An 18,362-nucleotide genomic window follows, 5' to 3' on the forward strand; every position below is an offset into this window, starting at 1 on the left:
CCAATAATTATGATTCATCCAAATTTCATTTTTTTGTGTTCTTCACTAATCTGTTGCTCCTTATTTTCAGGACAATCAATTAGTATCACATCATTATAAAAAAATTTGACACCTCCGTTTAAATAAAGATGCAGATACAAGGGTTTTGTCTCCCTGCCTCTAAGTTCTTTAAATTTATTTATCGAACATTTTTCCTGCTCCTCTATAAATTTCTCAAAAGGAAAAGGAATTTCTACTTCGTAATATTTTTTCCCGACATAACAAAACCATGATAATAAAACCAAATTTGCATTAACAGGAATCTGAACCATCTCCCTAAATCCTTCTTTACTTAGATAATAATGCCTTGATTTTGTTTTCATTGTCATAAATTCTTTTTGAGAATATAACCCTATGTTGTTTGTAATTTTTATATCAGAAGATTTTTTGTTGACTGAATTTACAAACTGAATATTATGTATCGCTAAAAAATGATCCGTATCATGATTAACTGCCAGTACAATGTTTACAAATTCAAGATCCTGATACTTCTTTGTAAAATAATATTGCCCAACTTTTAAGATATAATAAAACAGCGGCATACCAAACAAAATAATTAACCAGAAATAAAAATAAAAAAGATTGAATTCGTTATTTTTTTGGTACAAAACCAATAAATAAAATCCAAAATCAGCAATTGCTAAAACAATGAATATGATTAAGGAAGGATAAATGCAAGTAGTGACGAACCTAAAAACGGATGCATTATCCTTAAAAGAAGGAAAATATTTTTTTAAATCTTTATGAAAATAATTAGCGCTTACAGCAAGAAATACATTGAATAAAATTGTGCTTTTAGCACCCAAAAAATATAAGATGGGATAAGAAACATAAGATGCTATCGCCAATGGCAAAATAATATTTGCCAGTAATTCCTCAAAATCACAATAGACCGGTTTTACTTTTTTATATAATTTGTATCCTTTCATAGAAGACATTCGTAGGCAGTCAAATCTATTATTATTGACTTTCCTAAACATCACTATTTATAATGATTTTCTACAAATAACGTGATCCTTTACTTTCTAAAATTGCGTATAAGGTTGGCGATTTGTGCCCTAATTTTTTAGACTTTTCAGCAGCTTCAAGTGCTTTTCCAGTCTGATTTAGTTTGCAGTATATCTCGGCAAGATTACATACATACATTCCATCTTTTGGATTGGTAAGAATCGCTTTTTCAAAATATGATAATGATTCCTGATATTTTAATTCCTGATCATACAAACACCCGTAATTGTTGTACATGTGTGCCAATGCAGCAGGTTCATGTTTTGTTTTAGTAATAAAGTAATCCTGTTTGGCGTAACAGGCTTCAAATCCTTCTTTGTACCATAATAATCTTACCTCCAAAAAATAAGCAAAACCATATCCCGGGTCGATTGCTTTAATCGTATCGCATTTTTCCTGAGCCTGATCGTATTGTTTGCTGGCAACCAAATCCCATGCTTCCTTATATAAAGCACGTTTTTGCTGATCTTCATCGATATGCAGAAGATGGTCTGTCATTTCTTGCTTACGGTCCTTTATGATATTAATTTTCCAATTATTAAACATCACAAATTTGTCGCCTGACCTGATTGTGAATTTTAAACCTGTTTCTGTCAAATCTTCAAAAACAAGTTCAAAAGAAAGAGGAGTGCATTCATTTCCGCTCTCGATTTCTTGTATACAGTGATAAATTTCCTGTGTATTGATGTATAGATTAAGCCAGTCATACAAATAATTTCCTCTGTAAACAATTCCGATTTCTTTTGGCAAAAATCGAAATTCAGGCATATCCAATTCGGCAATTTCAGTTTTGTATTTACTGAAAGAAACATCAAAAACATCTAAATAATTATTGCCTTTCAGACCTGAAATATGCATACTCCAGTTAAACTTTTTGTTTTGTATTAGAAAACGTTCTTCAATTCCGTTAGATGATTTAATTTTTTCTATCAATTCTTCAAAAGCTTTTGGCGTGCGATAATAATCTTGTAAATCCCTATAGATTTCTATTTTTTTATTTCGTTCTTCCTCAGAAATAACTGTCGGAATACTTTCCGGAAGATCGATTAAAACCTCATCAACATTGAAAATCCTAATTCCGCCATTGGCATGAATGTGCAGATTTAACGGTTTTGATTTTTTGCCTCTCAAAACTTCTGAAACATTTGTTGGATATTTTTCCTGTTCGATAACCATTTTTTCAAAAGGAAAAGGTACTTCAATATCATAATATTTATCTTCAATAATAGAATACCAAGAGATAAAAAGTACATCTGCATCGAAAGGTAAATGAATTAAACCTCTAAAAGCATCTTTTCCCAGATAATTCCGAACACTATTATCATCCATCATTTTTAATTCCGCATCCGAATAGAAACAATCAGGCTTTTCTAATTTGATATCCGACATAGTCAGTTTTAGAGTATTGACAAACTGTATCGTATCAATAACAATAAGCAATTCCCTGTCATGATGCACTGTAAGGTAAACTTTTATATATGTTCCTGCATCCTTTGTTTCTTTATAATAGTATCGGCTGTATTGAAAAATATAATATAAAAGAGGAACTCCTAAAATAATTGCTAACCATAGATAAAAATACATTTTATTGAAAACGTCTGTTTTTTGATATTTAACGAGCGCAAAAACTCCATAATCCATAAATAAAAAGAAAACAGAAACTAATGCAACCCGAATTAAAAAATCCAAAGTAATAGCTGTGGATGATTTACCAAAATAATAGAAATAGAAACTTCCGATAAAAGAAATAATTACATTAAAAATCACAGCTAAAGCTATACCAAAAAAGTAAAGCAATCCATAGGTAATAATAGAAGCCATGACGATCACCGCTATCGGAAAAGCGAATTCTGTACTAAAATAAACTTCTTCTGTTTTTTGATAAAAACTGTAGTTTTTTTTCATTTTTGAACTATTTGAATTCAACAAGTTCTATTTTATCTTTTGAAAACTTATATCGATTAATGATTTCTAATTTATTAAAATCAATGATTTGTATTCTTCACTTTCCCAAATATTTAAAAACACCGCATAATCAACAACGGAACCACTCACTCCCACAATTTCTGTATGATGAATATCTTTAAAATCTTTCTTTAAATTTAGTGCCCTGACTGATATGTTAATTTTTTTTAGCAATTCTAATGGATGATAATAATCGTTTTAAGCAAATTTAATTTTTACCCAAACCAAAAGAATCACTATAAATAATGATTTTATGACTTAAAAAACGGGCTACCTAAAATATTTAGATAGCCCGTTTTGACATTTAACTTTATTTTTTTTTAATCTTTAATCAGTTTCGATACATACGTATTTTTATCACTGATTACTTTGACAAAATAAAGTCCCTGCGGTAAATTAGAAACATTGATTTTTTCAATACTATTTTGAGATGTAAAATATTGTTTTTTAATCACTTTCCCAGTTGAATCTGAAATAACGACTTCAGAAATTGTTTCATTCAAAGCAGAAACAGTTAATTCATTTGCTACAGGGTTAGGATAAAGCTGAACATTCTCTTTGATTTTTGTGTCCGGCTCATTAGTAGTTGATGAATCATCTGTTTTGCCTGGTTTTAAGCCATTTAGAATAGCATCAATAATTGCTGCTTTCTGTTCTTCTGTAATACCGGCGGCAGCAGTTGATGATTTAGAAGTGGTATTAAAGGTTAACTGATAGGTAAAACCACTGTCATAACAATCACATTCCGGTGTGTACATTCCAATTATATACAACTTATTGTTTGCAAAAGTATAACCAGGGAAAGTAGTGGTAAGATCCCATGTAGTTGGCGATGATGTGCCTGCAAAAGGAGGCAAATTACTTCCGGCGTTGTTTCCGTGGGCAAAAGTACTCCAGTTAATTACGATAGAAGGATATGAAGTAACCTCGGCTACATACCAGTGGTATTTTCTGCAATCGCCTTTAATACTGTCATCTGACGTTGCAATACTATTAACCGATGCAATTATTGCATTATTGATTCCATTGTGCTGTACCGTAATCGCAAGCCCCGGATCACCCAAAGCACCTACATAAATATCATCGATCGCTAAGTCATTACCATCACCATTACCCGTTTCATCAAGATAAATTCGAACGGTTTCGCCGGTTCCTGTTGCTGTAAAAACCAGATCTGCATTTTGCCAGTCGCAGGCATTAGCTGTTGCCACATTTACTGCAAATACAGCTGAAGTTGTACTGCCTGCTTCTAATCTGACTTTCGGAAGAATATCGAAGGTACATTGTTTCATGTTTTTGAAATTGGCACAAAAACGGTATTTTTCTCCTCTTCTCAATCCGGTTATTGTTTGTTCCCAAATTACAGAAGAACCAGTTTGCTGTGTTTTTCCGTTCACTGTCAGATATTTGCTATTGGATGCATACACTACGGGATCAGCACAAAATGAATGATCAGTTACTGTTGCTCCAAAAGCTGCTGCAGTATTCGTTACGTTGTATTGTCCCGGATATGTAGATGGATCTAAGGCATAAGCACTTGTGAAACCTGAATTTCCAGCTTCAAAGTTACCGTTTACAACCAGATTTTCTGAATCACAGCAATAAGCACCTAAATTATTGATACAAAAACAGATGTCATTATCAAAACCTGCTGTTTGTCCGTATTGTACCCCTAAAACAGGATTTGCAGAATATTGGACAACTGTTTGTACATTTCCATTCAAGTCAACTAAATTAAAGGTCAGTTTTGCTACTACATCATAACAAGTACCGGGTGTCTGGTTTGGGAAATCCGTTGCCGCTACATCAACTGAATAATTTGAACCTGAAACTGTAGTTGCAGAAATACTATTCAGCAATGTTCCGTTTTGATAAATCTCAAAACTAATCTGAACATTTGTTGCTTGTTCAGGAACAGCAAATGTTCCATTAAAAGTCTGTTTCGGATTTATACAATCATGTCCTTTTAAATCTAAATCAATAACCCCTTCAGAAGTATTTTTACATGTTGTACAGGTCTCATCAATATAGGTATAGCCGTTATGACCCCCCGCAGAACAATCTGAGTTTATAAACATAATTACCACTTCCCTGCCTATATGACTTGACAAATCCAGATAAGCGCAACGCCAGTCTCTGTAGTACTTGATTCCCTCACCAGGCGTATTAGTAGCACTTATAAAAGGATTTGAAGGAGCAGCAATATCTACCATTTTATCAACCGTTACCCCGGCCATATCTACCGCTTCGGCAATAAAAAAGACTTCAGAACCATTTGCGCTACCGTTTGGGTTTGAGTGACTTTTATCCATTACCATGGCATATTGAAAATAGTATTTTGCATTTGCTGCAGTTACTACAAAACGCTTCGCAATCCCTTCTGCACCATAACCCGGCTGATCATTTCCTAAACGAATTGATTGTGTACCAGTAGAACCCGGTGCTGTTTTAGACATTGAAAATGAAGGAGTCGATGCTAATAAAAGGGCATCTGTTCCTGTTGTTTCTATTGAAGTAAAATTTTGTCCAGATGCTGTACCCGTAAAAGGCAATACTGAAACACCCGGATTTAGTGTCAAGCCGTTTTCAATAGGAAGTGTAGTAACTCCGTGTTTAAGGCTCAATCCGGTCCATCCGCTGTAACCACTTTCAAATCCAGAATTTGCACATGGATTTTTAGACAATTTTATATTTTGCAGAATAGACTGAATCTGTGCAGAAGATTTAATCGAAGGTTCCGATTGATTTTTAATAAATTCATCAATATTTCTGGTTTTAACTTCTTTGGACCAGCTTACATCATATTCATAATGCAATCTGACATTTCTGACCGTTATTAATGTATCCTGATATTTCTGTGCAGAAACAGATCCTGACATTAAAACGAGTACTGCTGTAATGAGACGTACAATTGTTTTCATAGTAAAATGTTTTGAGGTTAATAAAGTGGTAAATACAACTCTATATCAAATTAAACTTACAATTGTTACCCCTCTAAAATCAGAAATAAAAAAATGCCTTTCCGAAAACTGGAAAGGCATTTCAATAATAGAGTCAATTATTTTTTATTTCGTAAGCAGAAGCTCTCGGTATTTAGTCAGCGTCCAGCTTTCATCATCTACCAATAATTCAAGCTTATCGCAATGATTACGGATATCTTCAAAATATGGTTTCACTTTATTACAATAAGCCTCAGCCATTTTTTGCGCATCTGTTAAATTATTTGCTGTTTTTCTTTCATTCGTCATCGCCTCAACTTTTGAATTGATTCCTTCAATATGACCTGAGATTTCTTTAATCAGAATGATTTGTTCTTTGGCAATAGTTTCGAATTCCTTGCCAAAAATTTCTTTCAGTCCTTTTACATTTTCAATTAAAGTGTTTTGATAACGAATGGCAGTCGGAATCACATGATTTCTGGCAATATCACCTAAAACCCTACCTTCAATCTGAATTTTTTTAGTGTATTCCTCTAATTCTATTTCATACCGTGCTTCAGCTTCAACATGATTTAAAATACCTAATTCTTGAAATAAGTCTAAGGCCTGTTTAGACACTTTGGCTTTAATAGCTTCCGGTGTAGTTTTAAAGTTACTTAAACCTCTTTTCGCAGCTTCTTTTTCCCAGGCATCGCTATAACCGTCACCCTCAAAAAGGATTTTTTTGGACTCTTTTATGTATTCTCTCAAAACGTTGAAAATAGCTTCGTCTTTTTTCAACCCTTTGGTATCAATCAAATTGTCTACTTCAATTTTAAAGTCCTTTAATTGTTTCGCTACAATAGCATTTAGGGTTGTCATTGCATTCGAACAGTTTGAATTTGAACCAACGGCTCTGAATTCGAATTTATTTCCTGTAAAAGCAAAAGGAGATGTTCTGTTTCTATCGGTATTATCCAAAAGAACATCCGGGATTTTCCCCACAACATTCAGTTTTAAATCGGTTTTTTCTTCAGGAGATAATTTACCCGTCGTAACACTTTCCAGTTCTGTTAAAACTTTGGTTAGCTGCTCTCCAATAAATACCGAAATAATAGCCGGTGGCGCTTCATTTGCCCCTAACCTGTGATCATTACTGGCTGTTGCTATAGAAGCTCTTAACAAAGTTTCATAATCGTTAACTGCTTTTATGGTATTAATAAAGAACGTTAAAAACTGTAAATTGCTCATTGGTGTTTTACTCGGACTCAATAAATTAACTCCTGTATCCGTTGCCAGTGACCAGTTATTATGTTTTCCTGAACCATTTACACCTTTGAATGGTTTTTCGTGGAATAAAACTTTAAAATCATGGCGCTCTGCTACTTTCTGCATTACATCCATCAATAAAGAGTTATGGTCAACCGCAAGATTGGTTTCTTCAAATATTGGAGCCAGCTCAAACTGATTCGGCGCTACTTCGTTATGACGTGTTTTTACCGGAATGCCCAATAACATGCATTCCTGCTCTAAATCTCTCATATACGTTAAAGCACGTGTTGGAATAGATCCAAAATAGTGATCGTCTAACTGCTGTCCTTTAGCAGAGGTATGTCCCAATAAAGTTCTTCCGGTCATCATCAAATCAGGACGGGAATTTGCCAAAGCCCTGTCAATTAAGAAATATTCCTGCTCCCAGCCTAAGGTTGCTGTTACTTTTTTGACATTTTTGTCAAAATATTTACAAACCTCTGTCGCTGCTTCATCCATAGCTGATAAGGCTCTTAATAACGGAATCTTATTATCTAAAGCTTCACCTGTGTAAGCAATAAATACAGTAGGAATACATAAAGTTGTTCCGTAGATAAAAGCCGGTGAGGTTGGATCCCATGCCGTGTATCCTCTGGCTTCAAATGTATTTCTGATTCCGCCATTCGGGAAACTTGAAGCGTCTGGTTCCTGCTGCACTAATTGTGCACCTCCAAATTTTTCTACGGGATCACTTCCATCGTACGAAATATCAAAAAAGGCATCGTGTTTTTCAGCTGTAGTTCCGGTAAGCGGCTGAAACCAGTGCGTATAATGCGTAACGCCTTTTGCCAAAGCCCATTCTTTCATTCCCATAGCGATATAATCAGCTAGTTTACGGTCTATTTTAGTGCCGTGCTGAATGGCATCTCTTACTCCTTTAAATGCATCTGAAGTCAAATACTGCTTCATTGCTTTCTCATTAAAAACATTTGCGCCGAAAATAGTTGACTTTCTATCCATCTCCTCAAAATGCACAGGCTTTCTTGATGAAGCTTCCTGCAAGGCCTGAAAACGTAATGTTGACATCTATATAATTTTTAAAAATTCGTAATAATTTGATTAAAAATACAAGCGACAAATATAAAAAATAAAAAAGCCTTTTTTAACTATAACCTTTAGATTTTCGAAAAGCATTTTAGCAACAAAAGGTACATTTTCTAAAGAATTCCGAAATGGTTTTAAAAAAATATAACAAAACATACGAATATTACTAAAGAAACAAACAATTTTTCATAATTTGGATGAAAATTAATTCAAAAAACCCCTATGTTTATTACGAATTTATTTTTAAAACATTAAAAAATTGCTATTTTTTAAATATACCCCATTCAAAATTGCGCTTATGTAAAAAATTATATCTATTGAAACAAAATACACCCCCTAATTTTTACGGCTTGAAAAATAAATCTATATTTGACCCAGCGAAAAAAAACAAAAAAATTAATTTATATTATTATGGCTAAAATTAAGTTAGAGTACATTTGGTTAGATGGATATGAACCAACTCAAAATCTTAGAAGTAAAACTAAAGTTGAAGAGCATGAAAATTTCAAAGGAACATTAGAAGAACTTGGAAACTGGTCATTTGATGGTTCATCAACAAGACAAGCTGAAGGTGGATCTTCTGACTGTTTATTGGTTCCTGTTGCAATTTATCCTGATCCAACCCGTATCAACGGATGGTTAGTAATGTGTGAGGTAATGTATGCTGACGGAACGCCACACCCTTCTAACGGTAGAGCTACTATTGATGATGATAATGATGATTTTTGGTTTGGTTTCGAACAAGAGTACTTTATCATGGACACAAAAACGCAGCTTCCACTTGGATTCCCAGTTGGAGGTTATCCTGCTCCACAAGGGATGTACTACTGTTCTGTAGGTGGAAAAAACACTCACGGAAGAAAATTAGTAGAAGAACATGCTGATTTGTGTATCGCTGCCGGAATCAACTTTGAAGGAATCAACCAGGAGGTTGCTTGTGGACAATGGGAATTCCAATTATTCGCTAAAGGAGCTAAAAAAGCAGGTGATGAAATCTGGGTTGCACGTTACTTACTAGATCGTTTGACTGAGAAATATGGTTACTATATCGAATACCACCCAAAACCACTAGGAGATACAGACTGGAATGGTTCTGGAATGCATGCTAACTTCTCTAACTCAGTACTTAGAACTTGCGGTTCTCAGGAAACTTACGAGAAAATCTGCGAAGCTTTCCGTCCTGTTACAAAAGAACACATTGCAGTTTACGGAGCTTACAACGAGCAGCGTTTAACTGGTAAACACGAAACTGCTTCTATCAACGATTTCTCTTATGGAGTTTCAGACAGAGGATGTTCTATCAGAATTCCTTTGATGACGGTTCAAAAAGGATGGAAAGGATGGTTGGAAGACAGAAGACCAGCTTCAAACGGAGATCCATACAAAATTGCTGCAAGAATTATCAAAACTGTTAAGTCAGCGCTATAATTCAAAACTTAATTTATATTCACAAAAGTGTCATCAATTACGATGGCACTTTTTTTTATTCATATAAATAGAATAATGCATCTAAAAAGAACTAAGAAGCAGAAAAGCTTTAACAGTTCTATTGAATAAAGGTTTTTTATATAAAAATTTTCAAGTTAAGTTTAACCTAATTCCTTTCTCAGGTTAAACTTCAAGATTTATCTTTGTGTAAAACCTTAAAAAAATCATCATGTTAGTCTGGACTTTCTTTTTACTGGCCGTTATTTTTATTCTTGCCTTAGATTTAGGTGTATTCAATAAAACACCACACATTATAAGCACAAAAGAAGCCAGCAAATGGACACTTATCTGGGTATCCTTATCTTTTCTTTTTTCAGGAGTAATTTACTGGCTTTACACCACAGATTATATTGCGAATCCTGATAAACTTGAACCCGCAGTTGCTTCAATGAAATTTATTACAGGGTATTTGATTGAACTTTCTTTAAGTGTCGATAATATATTTGTAATTGCCATCATTTTTGCTTCTTTCAAAATACCGCAAAAATACCAGCATCGTGTTTTATTCTGGGGAATTTTGGGTGCAATTGTTTTTCGCGGATTAATGATCTTCTTTGGTGTAATGTTAATTAATAAATTTACATGGACTACTTATATATTTGGAATTTTCCTGATTTTTACCGCTATAAAAATGCTCTTCTCTGGCGAAGATGAAGATTTTCAGCCAAAAGATTCATTCATTTATAAAACATTAGGAAAAGTAATACCAATCACTTCTGAAACAGATGGCGAAAAATTTTTCATTCCTACTAAAACAGCAAAAAAAGCCGCTACTCCGTTATTTGTTGCTCTAATAGTGATAGAAGTGATGGATATTTTATTTGCTGTTGACAGCGTTCCGGCAATTCTGGCTATCACATCAGACCCATTTTTGGTATTCAGTTCTAATATTTTTGCCATTTTAGGATTGCGTTCTATGTACTTCTTTTTAGCCAATATGCTGGCAAAATTCAGTTATCTGGAATACAGTCTGGTAGCTATTTTAGCTTTCGTAGGATTAAAAATGCTGCTGCACGATTATATACACGTTCCGGAATGGGCTTCTTTAGTATTTATTGCTCTTTCCCTTTTAGTTGGGATTTTGGTTTCTTTAAAATTTGGAGAGGAAAAAGAATTGAGTGATTTAGATCCAGAATAAATTTTGAAAAAGTAAATTCATAAAAAAAGGAAATCTTTCGATTTCCTTTTTTTATGAATAAGTTGTTATTATAATTTTTGAACATTACTGTCGTCAATATTATATTTTTTGATAACGGCATTATAATCTGAATAATCAGGTTTATTAACAGACTTATCAGAAAAACTTCCAGGCACTATAACAATTCTAAACGTTTGATTATTTAATAAATCTGGTGTTGTAGATTCATCATAGTTCCCTCCAGCATAAATTGTAAAATCCTGTCTACTGAAATCAAAATCATAATCTAATTCACGATTATTTGATAAATAAATAGTTCTTGGAATCAATTGCCAAATAGGAGTATTAGAATTAATTGTTCCTGCTAATCTATATATCAAAACTACATCTGAATCAGCTATTACTGGATTCAATTGTCGATAAATTTTATATTCATTAGCATTAAAACTAAAATTTACATTTTGAAGTTCAAATACTTCACTAACATAACCAGGTTCTCCTTTTAACCCATCCAACCCCGGAGGCCCTTCTGGCCCTTCACAGCTTGTAAATGCTATCAATCCAACAACTGCGAAAAGTGTCAATATCTTTTTCATATTTTTTAAATTTTAAAGTTTATACTTAAAGGTATTCCAAAAATCAAACCAAAAAAAACTTTTAACGCATTCTTTGCGAATATTTTTACTTATTTACTCGTAATATCTTGATTTTTAAGCAGTATTTTATTAAAAAATAATACATGATACGGCAATGCATTATCCCAATATTCCCAGGTATGAGCGCCGGGCCTTTCCGTATAATCATGCTCTACCTTATTATATACCAGCCTTCTGTGCAATTCTTTATTCGGTTCAATCAAAAAATCATCTATGCCGCAGTCAATAATCAGTGGCAGTTTATTGGCTTTTATTTTATCAATCATATTTAAAACCGCGTGCTGCTCATACATTTTTATATCATTACTCTTATCACCAAAAACGGGCTCAATTAATTTAAGAACCTGAGCAGGAGAATCCCGATTCAGCATAACACTCATATCAACCGCCCCGCTCATGCTTCCGGCAGCACAAAATAAATCAGGATTTCTGGCAGAAAGGTACAATGCCCCATGACCACCCATGGAGAGGCCTGTTATGACACGCCCATTTTTATTTGCAATGGTTCTGTATGTCTTATCCACTTTCTGAATCACTTCTTTAGTCACAAAGGTTTCAAACTGGCTTCCTGTATTCACCGGACTGTCGATATAAAAACTAAACGTTTCGCCTTCGGGCATTACAATAATCATATTATATTGGTCTGCCAGATTTTTTACAAGCTCTTTATTCGGTGTATTTTTCAGCCAGTCACCAAAATGTCCGTAAGCACCGTGTAATAAATACATGACAGGAAATGTTGTTTTGCTTTTAGCATACGAACTAGGCAATACAACAGCGGCTTTATAGGTTTTATTCATTGCCGCACTGGCAACTTCGAGCGTATCAACTTTCGCAGCATACGAACTTCCAATACTAATCATACAGGCGAAAAGCAGTATTTTAAAATGTTTCATCGTTTTTTATAGTTTTAAGTTTTTTATGAATCATAAATATAAATCTTTAAGTTCAAAAAAGACATAAAAAAACCATCAGCTAAATTGATGGTTACGTTTTATACGCTATAAAATGAATCTTTACATAATCGTAGCCCTATGCTCCTGTCTGTATTCTGATGCACTTTTGCCTGTATATTGCTTAAAGGACTTACTGAAATGACTGAAATTATTAAATCCGCTTTCATAACAAACCTCATTTATACTAATAGGTTTTTCTGCCAAAAGCTTCGAGGCATGAACCAAACGGTACTCATTTACAAACTCGGTAAAGGTTTTATTGGATATTTTTTTAAAATAACGACAGAAAGAAGGTGTTGTCATACTCACCAGTTTCGAAATTTCATCTACAGAAATAGGCTCCTGAAAATGATCTTTTACATAACTAAACACTACATTCATTCGGTCATTGTCCGGCACCTGCATTTCCATCAGGAATCCGTCTGCGTTTAGAATAGTATATTCTTCAGAAGATGCCAGATCTTTTAAAATACTTAAAAGAGTCAGAAAACGCTCAAACGGAGATTTATTCTCCATCAATTCCATTCTGGTTCCTATTATTTTTTTTGTTTCGCCACCAAATGCAATTCCAGCTTTAGCCTGTTCGAGCAGTTTTTGAATCTTTTTCATTTCGGGAATACCAAAAAAGTCATTCCCCAAAAAATCCGGTTTGAAATGAATCACGGTTTCATCTTTATTACCTGTTTTTTCGTTTGTAAAACCACAATGTGGGAGATTAGAACCTATCAGAATAAGAGAACCGTTGGTATAATAAGAAATATGGCTTCCTATCTGCCTCTTCCCTGCACCACCATTTACAAAGACAATTTCAATTTCGGGATGGTAATGCAATAGGTGCGATTTACTATTTGTCTTCTGCGCATGTTTGGTATAGGTAAAAGAACTTCCGTATGAGTTTGATATTATCTCAAGAGCTGGGGCAATTGGTTTCATTTCTCAAAGATTAAATAATAAAAACAAAATTAACAAAAATACCTAAAATAATACAGATTTTAACCTACAACGCTTTCGTAAATAAGAATATAACATCAAAAAATCAGACCTTATCATATAGAATCTTTTACAGATAAAACAATTCAGCATCAAACAATCAGGCTATTGATTTAAAAACTAAAATATAAAAAAAAATTAGAATACCTTGACATTCATATAGTATAAGCAAATGGAAAGCTAGTTATTTTTCACTTTGAATATTCAATCAAATCATACACCAATAAAACTGAATACTTAAGCTTTTTAAGGACAAAATATTTTAAAAAACAAGTTTACATTAATAGCCATCATTTTCATCCGTTTTAAAAAAACAGTTATTATACACACTGAGAGATTTTATTCTCAAATTACCCCGGTTTTCTCCATTTTCAATACTTTTCTTCAATAAAACACTTTTAAAATCCTATCTAATTGCATTTTCGCTAACGAAAGGACACATAAAAATTATTATAAACATATTTTTTTTCTTACAAAAATTGAGATATAGTAATAATTAAAGGGGTTTAGATTTCATATCCGTATTTTATCAAAAAAATTTGAAAAATAATAATCATAAAAGCCAAAATACCAAGAATAATTTAAATTTTAACATATAACGGTTTCGTAAATGAGAATATAGCATATATATCAGAAAATATAGTTGTACATTTCTGCACTCTGTTGAAGTAATTTAGCACTGTAGAAATCGGAACAATAATTTAAAATTATAGATCATGAAAAAGATAGTTAGATTAAGTGTAGTAGCAGCGTTACTTTTTGCAGGAACAAGTACTTATGCAATTGATGGTAAAGATTACGTTCTTCATGTAATTAAAGAAAACGGTAAAGAAATTACTTTTGGATTAAACAACACTACAAAAGCATACTTATCGATTTATGATGCAAATGGTAATTTGATCTATTCTGAAAAAGCTTCTGGAAAACACGGAATCTTAAGAACTTTCAGCTTTGAAGAATTTCCAGAAGGAACTTATTTCTTAGAAATAGAAGACAACGTAAAAACAACAAAACATGAAATTACGATTACTAGTAATACTACAGTATTATCAGCAAAAGCAGTTTCTTCAGTTTATAAAGCAGGATTTTCTGCAGAAAATACAAGCGTAGCAGTACGCTAGAAAAGTTTATACTTTCATAAAGTATAAAAATGAGGTTAGATAGTTAGTAAAGTTTAAAACTTAACGGTTTTTGAAACAGCTCTTGGTGGTTCTTGAGCTGTTTTTTTTTGACAATTAATTTATGATCAAAAGTAACCCAATTTCAACTCTGTAATTGATTTTTAAAGTTTGTTAAATAAACATCAAATTAACATTATCGATATAAATAATTCAAATTTTAACCTATAACGGTTTCGTAAATGAGAATACAGCACACATATCAGAAAATACAGTTGTGTACTTTACTGTATAGTTGCAGTAATTTAGCAGTATAAAATCAGAATAATAATTTAAAAAATATAATCATGAAAAATATCTTAAAATTAAGCTTAGTAGCAGTAGTACTTTTTTCAGGAATAAGTAGTTATGCAATTGACGGTAATGATTACATTCTACATGTAATTAAAGAAAATCGCAATGAGGTTACCTTTGGATTAAACAGAGTAACAGAAGCAAAATTAGTAATCTATGACCAGGACGGAACGGTACTTTATTCTGAAAATGCTTCAGGTAAGGATGGAATCTTAAAGAGAATCACCTTTGAAGGTTTCCCGGAAGGAACATATATCTTAAAAATAGAAGATAGTGTAAAAACAACAAAACACGAAATTACTGTTTCTTACAATAAAGTAGCTTTATCATCAAAAGCGATTTCAACAATTTACAAATAGAATTCTTCTGTTAAAATATAAGCGTAGCAGTACGCTAAAAAGTTTATGCTTTTCATATAAGTATAAAAATGAGGTTAGATAGTTAGTAAAGTTTAAAACTTAACGGTTTTTAAAACAGCTCTTGGTGGTTCTTGAGCTGTTTTTTTTATTTCTTTTTTTGGGTGGCAATTCAAAAAATACAGCTTCTTTTTTACCCCTGCAGCCTATTAGTAAATTTTATTAAATAATCATCAAATTAACATTAACGTAAAAAATAATTCATATTTTAACCTATAACGGTTTCGTAAATGAGAATATAGCATATATATTAGAAAACACAGCAATACATTTAATTGATATATTGAAGTAATTTAGCAGTATAGAATTAGAACAATAATTAAAAAAATAAAACCATGAAAAAGACATTAAAATTAAGTGTAATAGCAGCAGTACTTTTTTCAGGAATCAGTACATATGCAATTGACGGAAGTGAAGGCGGAACTCTCCATGTAATCAAAGGAAATGGGAATAAAGTTACTTTTGGATTAAATAATATCACAAAAGCAAATTTATCTATTTATGACAATGAAGGAAATCTTATTTATTCTGAAAGAGCTTCAGGTAAAAATGGAATATTAAGAACTTTCAGCTTCGAGGAATTCCCTTCAGGAACTTATTTTCTGAAATTTGAAGATAACGTAAAAACTACAACACACGAAATTATCATTAAAGGCAATATTGCCGTATTATCATCAAAACCGATTTCATCAGTTTACAAAACAGAATCTTCTGCTAAAAGCACCAATGTAGAAGCTAAATAATTTAACTTAACCGTTTTAAAAACAGCTCCGAACGGGCTGTTTTTTTTTATTATCGATTTTCAAATAAGCTATTTTACACTCCTTCCTGTTTTATAAAGAAAACTACATCAAATGAATAAGGAAACAAAGAAGTACTTATACTTACCATATGACCTAAACATTAAAAAATAGTAACCAAATTAACATTAAGAGCAATAATAATTCAAATTTTAACCTATAACGGTTTCGTAAATGAGAATATAGCACATATATAAGAAAATACAGTTGTGCATTTTACTGATCTGTTAAAGTAATTTAGCAGTATAAAATTTGAAGAGTAATTTAAAAATATATAATTATGAAAATGATATTAAAATTAAGTCTAGTAGTAGCCTTACTTTTTGTGGGTGTTAATACTTATGCAATTGACGGTAATGATGATTTTGATCTTTACGTAATTAAAGGAAATGGTAAAGAAGTGACTTTTGGATTAAACAATGTTACAAAAGCCAACTTATCTATTTATGATCAGGACGGCAACCTGATTTATTCTGAAAAAGCTTCAGGTAAAAATGGAATCTTAAAAACATTCAGCTTTGAGGAATTTCCTGAAGGAACTTATTTTTTAGAAGTTGAAGATGGTGTCAAAACAATAAAACATGAAATTACGATTACAGATAATACAACTATATTATCAGCAAAAGCAATTTCATCAGTTTACAAAGAAAAATCTTCTGATAAAAATACAAGCGTAGCAATACGATAAAAAGTTTATACTTTCATAGAAGTATAAAAATGAGGTTAGATAGTTAGTAAAGTTTAAAACTTAACGGTTTTCAAACAGCTCTTGGTGGTTCTTGAGCTGTTTTTTTTATTTAAGATTTTACTTTCGAAAATAAAATATCATTAAGAATTTAACAAAACATCATTTATAACGCCTACAACCCTAAATATTAAAACATTAGAAAAAATTAAAAAAATACAATCAAAAGCTCAAAAAATTTATAAATATAGTAAGAAAACACCGAAACACTTTTAAATCAACAACTTAGTGTTAATAAAATTTGAATAAAAAATTTTGATATAAGGGAACAATTTGTAGTTTTGTTAATACCACGAAAAAAGAAAATTAAGATTAAATACTTTAATATAAAGATGAAGCAAATTTTAAGACTGAGCTTTATTATAGCTGTATTTTTAACAACATTAAGTACGTATGCAGGTAATCAAAAAGATGATTATGCATTATATATAAAAACCAGAAATGGAAAAATAGTGAGCTTTACACTCAAGGCTGACGAAAAATCAAATTTTTCAATCCTTGACGAAAAACAAAATTTACTTTACACGGGAGAATTTTCTACCAATGAATTAGAAGTTTCAAAGACCTTTAGCCTTGAAACTTATCCTGTCGGAACTTATTATCTAAAAGTTTTAGAAAACAACAAAGTGGTAAATCATAAAATTACGGTTTATGCAAAAACATCAAAAGTAATTGCGTTAGACCGATCAGTAAACGAAAGTCCTGCCTTTCGTCGTTAATTTTATTTTGCCCCTGTAGAAAACAGCCCATCCCCAAGGGCTGTTTTTTTATTTTCTCGAAAGAAACCCAATTTTCACCAATTCCCAAAAAAGATCCTTTTCTGATGTAATCGCTATTTTTCGTGATTTTTTATAAAAAGAAGTACGTGCAAAAGCATAAACATAATCCAAAAGTTCAATTACTGTAAAGCTTTGCCTGAATTCCGGACGTAATTCAATACTATTGGCAAAGCAAACATTTCCGGCTTCTTTTTCACTCGAAAACAGCAAGCCCAAACCATCTGAGAATGATTTTATTATTTTCCTATTTAGACTAACCAATTCAACTGATTCCTCAAAAAGATCCTGAAGCGTAAAATAAATCTTTGAATTATCCTGCAAAATTTTTGAAACTGTAGTTTCTAAATCAGTATCATCAAAAAGCTGAGGAATTCCCTCCTCTACACTCAAATTGATTATTTTATTTGAATACTCCTGGATTGTCATAATGAGACTGGTTTACACTATAAAGTTATACCATATAATCTTATTAAACATTTTCCTGTATAAAAAATGTCTGAAAACTTTTAGAGAACATATCGTAAATAGTTAAAAATCATAAAAAAAGCATGCAAAAAAGACATATATCACTGATTTAAATATATTTGCGAAAACAAAAACAAAAAAATACCACAAACGATTCTCTTAAACCGACGCT

15 protein-coding genes are annotated in these 18,362 nt (G+C 32.1%); 7 read left to right on the plus strand and 8 right to left on the minus strand.

Annotation, left to right across the window (positions count from 1 at the left end; genetic code table 11):
* Nucleotides 1–14: 14 nt before the first annotated feature.
* The 4 genes from ACNC7R_RS12235 to ACNC7R_RS12250 form a co-directional block, all read right to left on the minus strand.
* A complete protein-coding gene (locus ACNC7R_RS12235) occupies nt 15–968 on the minus strand; it encodes a hypothetical protein (protein WP_417941365.1) in 954 nt (317 codons plus the stop codon).
* 70 nt (nt 969–1,038) lie between these two features.
* Nucleotides 1,039–2,952, minus strand: coding sequence for a tetratricopeptide repeat protein (locus ACNC7R_RS12240; RefSeq protein ID WP_417941366.1), 1,914 nt, complete (start codon nt 2,950–2,952; stop codon nt 1,039–1,041).
* 380 nt (nt 2,953–3,332) lie between these two features.
* The gene (locus ACNC7R_RS12245; RefSeq protein WP_417941367.1) at nt 3,333–5,933 is read right to left on the minus strand and encodes a T9SS type A sorting domain-containing protein; all 2,601 of its coding nucleotides are present in this window, start codon (nt 5,931–5,933) and stop codon (nt 3,333–3,335) included.
* 144 nt (nt 5,934–6,077) lie between these two features.
* Nucleotides 6,078–8,267 carry a glutamine synthetase III gene (locus ACNC7R_RS12250; protein ID WP_417941368.1) on the minus strand — a complete coding sequence of 730 codons (2,190 nt, stop codon included), beginning with the start codon at nt 8,265–8,267 and terminating at the stop codon, nt 6,078–6,080.
* 429 nt (nt 8,268–8,696) lie between these two features.
* On the opposite strand from ACNC7R_RS12250, the gene ACNC7R_RS12255 reads away from it, so the two are divergent.
* Nucleotides 8,697–9,713 (plus strand): glutamine synthetase beta-grasp domain-containing protein, encoded by a 1,017-nt coding sequence (locus ACNC7R_RS12255; RefSeq protein ID WP_417941369.1) that lies wholly within the window; start codon nt 8,697–8,699, stop codon nt 9,711–9,713.
* Nucleotides 9,714–9,942: 229 nt separating this feature from the next.
* Complete coding sequence (locus ACNC7R_RS12260) at nt 9,943–10,911, plus strand: TerC family protein (protein ID WP_417941370.1); 969 nt, start codon at nt 9,943–9,945, stop codon at nt 10,909–10,911.
* Nucleotides 10,912–10,979: 68 nt separating this feature from the next.
* Here the strand turns inward: ACNC7R_RS12260 and ACNC7R_RS12265 are convergent, their stop codons facing one another.
* The 3 genes from ACNC7R_RS12265 to ACNC7R_RS12275 all read right to left on the minus strand — a co-directional run bounded on the left by ACNC7R_RS12265 (nt 10,980) and on the right by ACNC7R_RS12275 (nt 13,456).
* Nucleotides 10,980–11,507 carry a hypothetical protein gene (locus ACNC7R_RS12265; protein WP_417941371.1) on the minus strand — a complete coding sequence of 176 codons (528 nt, stop codon included), beginning with the start codon at nt 11,505–11,507 and terminating at the stop codon, nt 10,980–10,982.
* Between the two features lie 89 nt (nt 11,508–11,596).
* A complete protein-coding gene (locus tag ACNC7R_RS12270; protein ID WP_417941372.1) occupies nt 11,597–12,463 on the minus strand; it encodes an alpha/beta hydrolase in 867 nt (288 codons plus the stop codon).
* Nucleotides 12,464–12,583: 120 nt separating this feature from the next.
* Nucleotides 12,584–13,456 (minus strand): AraC family transcriptional regulator, encoded by an 873-nt coding sequence (locus ACNC7R_RS12275; RefSeq protein ID WP_417941373.1) that lies wholly within the window; start codon nt 13,454–13,456, stop codon nt 12,584–12,586.
* Between the two features lie 773 nt (nt 13,457–14,229).
* Between ACNC7R_RS12275 and ACNC7R_RS12280 the strand changes: the two genes are divergently transcribed.
* From ACNC7R_RS12280 to ACNC7R_RS12300, 5 genes are all read left to right on the plus strand, one after another.
* Nucleotides 14,230–14,634: a T9SS type A sorting domain-containing protein gene (locus ACNC7R_RS12280; RefSeq protein ID WP_417941374.1), complete on the plus strand. Its 405-nt coding sequence runs from the start codon at nt 14,230–14,232 to the stop codon at nt 14,632–14,634.
* Between the two features lie 344 nt (nt 14,635–14,978).
* Nucleotides 14,979–15,344 (plus strand): T9SS type A sorting domain-containing protein, encoded by a 366-nt coding sequence (locus ACNC7R_RS12285; protein WP_417941375.1) that lies wholly within the window; start codon nt 14,979–14,981, stop codon nt 15,342–15,344.
* A gap of 392 nt (nt 15,345–15,736) precedes the next feature.
* The gene (locus ACNC7R_RS12290) at nt 15,737–16,144 is read left to right on the plus strand and encodes a T9SS type A sorting domain-containing protein (RefSeq protein WP_417941376.1); all 408 of its coding nucleotides are present in this window, start codon (nt 15,737–15,739) and stop codon (nt 16,142–16,144) included.
* 337 nt (nt 16,145–16,481) lie between these two features.
* The gene (locus ACNC7R_RS12295) at nt 16,482–16,889 is read left to right on the plus strand and encodes a T9SS type A sorting domain-containing protein (RefSeq protein WP_417941377.1); all 408 of its coding nucleotides are present in this window, start codon (nt 16,482–16,484) and stop codon (nt 16,887–16,889) included.
* A gap of 389 nt (nt 16,890–17,278) precedes the next feature.
* On the plus strand, nt 17,279–17,665 hold the full coding sequence (locus ACNC7R_RS12300; RefSeq protein WP_417941378.1) for a secretion protein: 387 nt from the start codon (nt 17,279–17,281) through the stop codon (nt 17,663–17,665).
* 48 nt (nt 17,666–17,713) lie between these two features.
* Here ACNC7R_RS12300 and ACNC7R_RS12305 read toward each other — a convergent pair whose 3' ends face one another.
* Nucleotides 17,714–18,151, minus strand: a complete 438-nt coding sequence (locus tag ACNC7R_RS12305; RefSeq protein WP_417941379.1) for a hypothetical protein — start codon at nt 18,149–18,151, stop codon at nt 17,714–17,716.
* Nucleotides 18,152–18,362: the final 211 nt, after the last annotated feature.

The organism is Flavobacterium adiutor (assembly GCF_048282555.1).
Lineage (GTDB): Bacteria > Bacteroidota > Bacteroidia > Flavobacteriales > Flavobacteriaceae > Flavobacterium.